The 4,696-nt window shown below is 35.6% G+C and carries 4 protein-coding genes; 1 reads left to right on the top strand and 3 read right to left on the bottom strand.

Features of this window, described 5'->3' with window-relative positions; translation table 11 throughout:
- Positions 1–190: 190 nt before the first annotated feature.
- From RTY06_RS16185 to RTY06_RS16175, 3 genes are all read right to left on the bottom strand, one after another.
- Positions 191–496 (bottom strand): hypothetical protein, encoded by a 306-nt coding sequence (locus RTY06_RS16185; protein ID WP_312826001.1) that lies wholly within the window; start codon positions 494–496, stop codon positions 191–193.
- Positions 497–617: 121 nt separating this feature from the next.
- Complete coding sequence (locus RTY06_RS16180; protein WP_312826000.1) at positions 618–890, bottom strand: hypothetical protein; 273 nt, start codon at positions 888–890, stop codon at positions 618–620.
- Between the two features lie 269 nt (positions 891–1,159).
- Positions 1,160–1,528 (bottom strand): DKNYY domain-containing protein, encoded by a 369-nt coding sequence (locus tag RTY06_RS16175; RefSeq protein ID WP_312825999.1) that lies wholly within the window; start codon positions 1,526–1,528, stop codon positions 1,160–1,162.
- Between the two features lie 216 nt (positions 1,529–1,744).
- On the opposite strand from RTY06_RS16175, the gene RTY06_RS16170 reads away from it, so the two are divergent.
- Positions 1,745–4,006: a glycoside hydrolase family 3 C-terminal domain-containing protein gene (locus tag RTY06_RS16170; protein WP_312825998.1), complete on the top strand. Its 2,262-nt coding sequence runs from the start codon at positions 1,745–1,747 to the stop codon at positions 4,004–4,006.
- The last annotated feature ends 690 nt before the right edge of the window (positions 4,007–4,696 follow it).

Below are 4,696 nucleotides of genomic sequence, written 5' to 3'. Positions count from 1 at the left end.
TCTTCTCATAAAAAATGCCCCTAAAAAGTGTATAACTTTTTGGGGGCAGTCCAAGATAAGGGTGTTTTTTATGGTTAATAGAGGGCAGTCATCACATCGTTATGCCACAAATACAGCCATAGCTTTACCGATTTTAATTACTTAGGATCACCATAATATGTCCCACTCAGCACCATATAAAAATACGTCTTCACAAGCTATTAGGTTCAAAATCGATAGGCATTTCAAGATTCACCACATATTCTGTCCACAAGCTCCACGTGTTAACCCATTCCTCATAATACAACTCCAGATCCGCAAGATTGTCATAATATTGGGTAACTGGCGCATTTTCATAAGAATTCTCCTCCCAAACATTGCTGTTATGACTCGTTTCCGAAACACGTACCATATTATGAAACTCAAAAATAAGATAACCGTCTCTCCCTGTTACTTGCTTCTTAATTGCTTTCAGTCTGAAAAGATTGAGCGCAATACCACCATGTTGATAAATCATAATTAAATAAAGGATTATAAAGATTAATAACAATACTACCTTATGCAAACAAGCTCTTCATAAGCGTTAAAGCCTGTAGACCATTCTCAAAAACCTAGATCACAAACTTCCAGGCACTGCACTATTCAGAAGAGCTTACCTGCATCAAAAAATTATTCCATACTCCAATCCAGGCTTCAAAACTCTCTTGCAAGTCCAGAACATCATCATAAAACTGGCTCAAGGGCTCATTACGATAAGACCGCTCCACCCATTTCCCCGTCTCATCATTTTCTAAACGAACCAGTGCATTATCAAACTCAAAAATCAAAAAACCACCTTCTCCAGAAAGTTCCCTTCGCAGAGCCTTAAGAGAATAAAGTGAGATCGCAATCCCATTGTGTTCATGTATCATAATTCAGTTGGATTGATTATACAAAAAGTAAAAAACATTGACATAACTCAACAGAATAAGGGATGATAAGATATATTTAGAATCTCAAAAAACAGATCTGTTTTCATTTGGTATTATTATTTTTTAATAAAGATATCAAAATAAATCATTAAATTAAAAACAATATTAAAATCCACCAAATCCATTACCATTACATCAAACAAATCTAACAGATAATATATAATTCACAATCCAAACCACCGCCATACATCAAACAACATACATCTACCTCACCAACGCCCATCTGTATAGTAGTTATTAGACAACGCTTTGAGTTTGTTGGGATCGAGCCCTTCAAGAATGATATTCCCTGCATAAACATGATTAGCATCCCAACCAATATGGGCATCCTGAAAATGATCCGTAAAAGTCTTAAAGGTCTTAGCATCCGCACCCATCACTTCATAATAGCCTTTACTCGGTATCATTGCATAAACTTTCTCTTCATAAATACAATAAACACCATTAAGATCATTCTTAGGCGTATTGTAAGTAATAGGCTGAGCTTTGTCTGATAAAGAAACATAGAGGAGACCAAAACAAGAGGCAAGAAACAAAATTAGTAAGCCAGCAATGAGAAATCGAAATCGATAGAGCATTAATAGTTTTTATAGGGGTTGATTCTCAAATTTAATGAAGAACAAAATACCATAATCATTAAAAAAACAGACTATCATTAATATTAAACTCAGCTAAGCCATTCATTTTCATAGCTTCAAGCTATATTACTAGAATATGAATAAGTAATCTGTATTTTCTCATTATGAGATAATGAAGTTTTTATTATATTTGTGAAGAACCACTAAATAAATTTTATGTTAAAGAAAATCGTTTTTCTTAGTATTCTAACGCTCTCATATACCGCTTCTACAGCTCAAACCAAAACTACACCTATCTATTTGGATGATACCAAACCTGTAGCAGAAAGAGTGAAAGATGCCCTCTCCCGTATGACTCTGGAGGAAAAAGTGGCAATGCTCCACGCCCAATCCAAATTCAGTTCCGCAGGTGTTCCAAGATTAGGAATTCCAGAATTCTGGACGACAGATGGCCCACATGGTGTACGTGCAGAAGTAAAATGGGACGAATGGGATCAGGCTGGCTGGACCAATGACTCTATCATCGCCTACCCTGCTTTAACAGCATTATCTGCTACTTGGAACAAAAAAATGTCCTGGAACTACGGAAAAGCTTTGGGAGAAGAAGCGCGTTACCGTAAAAAAGATATCCTTTTAGGGCCTGGTGTCAACATCTACAGAACACCACTCAACGGTAGGAATTTTGAATACATGGGTGAAGATCCTTTCTTAACTTCCAAAATGGTAGTTCCTTACATACAAGGGGTTCAGTCTAATGGTGTTGCAACTTCTGTAAAACATTATGCACTGAACAATCAGGAAACATTCCGCCACACCAGTAATGTGAAAGTAGATGACAGAGCCTTATACGAGCTCTATCTTCCACCATTCAAAGCAGCTGTTACAGAAGGTGACTCTTGGACCATAATGGGTGCTTACGATATGTACAAAGGTCAATACGCCAGCCAAAACCAATATCTATTAAATGATATCCTGAAAGGCGAATGGGGCTACAAAGGTGTTGTTGTATCGGATTGGGGCGCAGTCAACAATACCGAACAAGCCATCCACAACGGACTAGACATGGAGTTCGGAAGCTGGACCAATGGCTTATCTGCCGGTACTAGTAACGCTTATGATAACTACTATCTGGCTAAGCCTTATTTGGATTTAATTAAATCCGGAAAAGTAGGCACAAAAGAATTGGATGACAAAGTAACCCGTATCCTGAATCTGGCTTACAAAACCACAATGAACAAGAACAAGCCTTTCGGAAATGTAGCCTCTGAAGATCATAAAGCAGTTGCTAAACAAGTAGGCGAAGAAGGCATTGTACTTCTTAAAAATCAAAACAACATTTTACCGATTGACCTTAATAAAGTTAAAACTATTGCTGTCATCGGAGAAAATGCCATCAAAATGATGACTGTAGGTGGAGGTTCTTCTTCATTAAAAGTAAAATATGAAACGCTCCCCCTTGACGGTATCAAATCCCGTTTTGGCAAACAAGCTGAAGTGAAATATGCCAGAGGCTATGTAGGTGATCCAGGCGGCGAATACAACGGTGTACAATCTGGACAAAACTTAAAAGACGATCGTTCGGCAGATGTTATTTTAAATGAAGCGGTAGAATTAGCCAAAAAATCTGACTTCGTCATCTTTGTTGGAGGACTCAATAAAGCCGATTATCAAGATGCAGAAGGAATCGATAGAAAAAGTTATGGGTTGCCTTACAACCAAGATAACGTAATCTCAGCATTAGCAAAAGCAAATAAAAATTTAGTCGTAGTACTAGTTTCAGGAAATGCTGTTGCAATGCCTTGGATTAAGGATGTTCCTGCAATTGTAGAATCTTGGTATCTAGGTTCGGAAGCTGGTAATTCTCTAGCATCAGTTTTAGCAGGAGATGCCAACCCTTCTGGTAAATTACCTTTCACTTTCCCTGTAAAATTGGAAGATAACTCAGCTCACCAATTGGGAGAATATCCTGGAAACAAAGAGGAAATAGCAGCCGGAAAAGGGAAAGATCAAAAAAATCCGATCAACATCACTTATAATGAAGGTATCTTCGTAGGTTACCGTTGGCATGACACAAAACATATCAAACCGCTTTTCAGTTTCGGACACGGTTTAAGTTATACGACTTTTGAATTTGGTAAAGCTAAAGCAGATAAAACGAGCATATCGCAAGATGATAAAATCACATTTACTTTCACTATAAAAAACACAGGAAAAAAAGCAGGTGCTGAAGTAGCCCAACTTTATATCTCCGATTTGAAGTCTTCTCTTCCACGTCCTACCAAAGAACTGAAAGGTTTTGAAAAAGTATTCTTAAACCCTGGTGAAGAAAAAGAAGTTAGCATCACAGTTGACAAAGCTGCTCTAAGCTTTTTTGACGCAGACAAACACGCTTGGGTTGCTGAGCCTGGAGATTTCGAAGCTTTGATTGGAAACGCTTCCGATAACATCAAAACAAAAGTAAAATTTACTTTGAAATAAATAGTCTTAAATAATAAGTTTCAATTTTCACTTTAAAATAACAATCCGGAAGATCTTGATTTTCCGGATTAACTATACATCATTACCAATATAGCTAAGAACTTTTTGTTATTTAAAAATACTTAGATATCATAATAATTAAATTAAATATAAGCAAGAAACTAGTATTTCTGTTTAATTTCAACATACATATTCCATCTATATGCATCCTTAAAATCATGAGAGATAATATCAATTTTGGTTTTCAAATAAAAATAAATTCTATTATATCTTCTTAATAAACTTCAATATAATCTATTTTTAAAGTATAATATTGATTTAAATATATCAGCGGTTAGTATAGCAATTTTTTTTAAGTTAATGCTAAAAAAAGAAAGGAAAAGAGCCTAAGGACAATAATTAATCAATAGTTTTGGAGAATTAGAAGGATCATGTTAAAACATTAATGAATATTTAAAATACCAAAAAAAGAGATTAAAAATGAAACGAATATATCTTATTAATAAAAACAAAACCTCTTATTCATCTAATCGAATGAGGTCATAAGAGTATAATAGTTTATTGTGGATACATGTAAGAATAATAAGTTTAAGTTTAGCGCAAAAAAAACCTCAATCAAATAAATGATTGAGGTTTAAAAAAACTGGCGGCGACCTACTCTCCCGCTTTCGCAGTACCATCGGCGCTAGA

The organism is Epilithonimonas sp. (genome assembly GCF_032055105.1).
Classification (GTDB): Bacteria; Bacteroidota; Bacteroidia; order Flavobacteriales; family Weeksellaceae; genus Epilithonimonas.
This window is presented reverse-complemented; position numbering and strand designations above follow the sequence as displayed.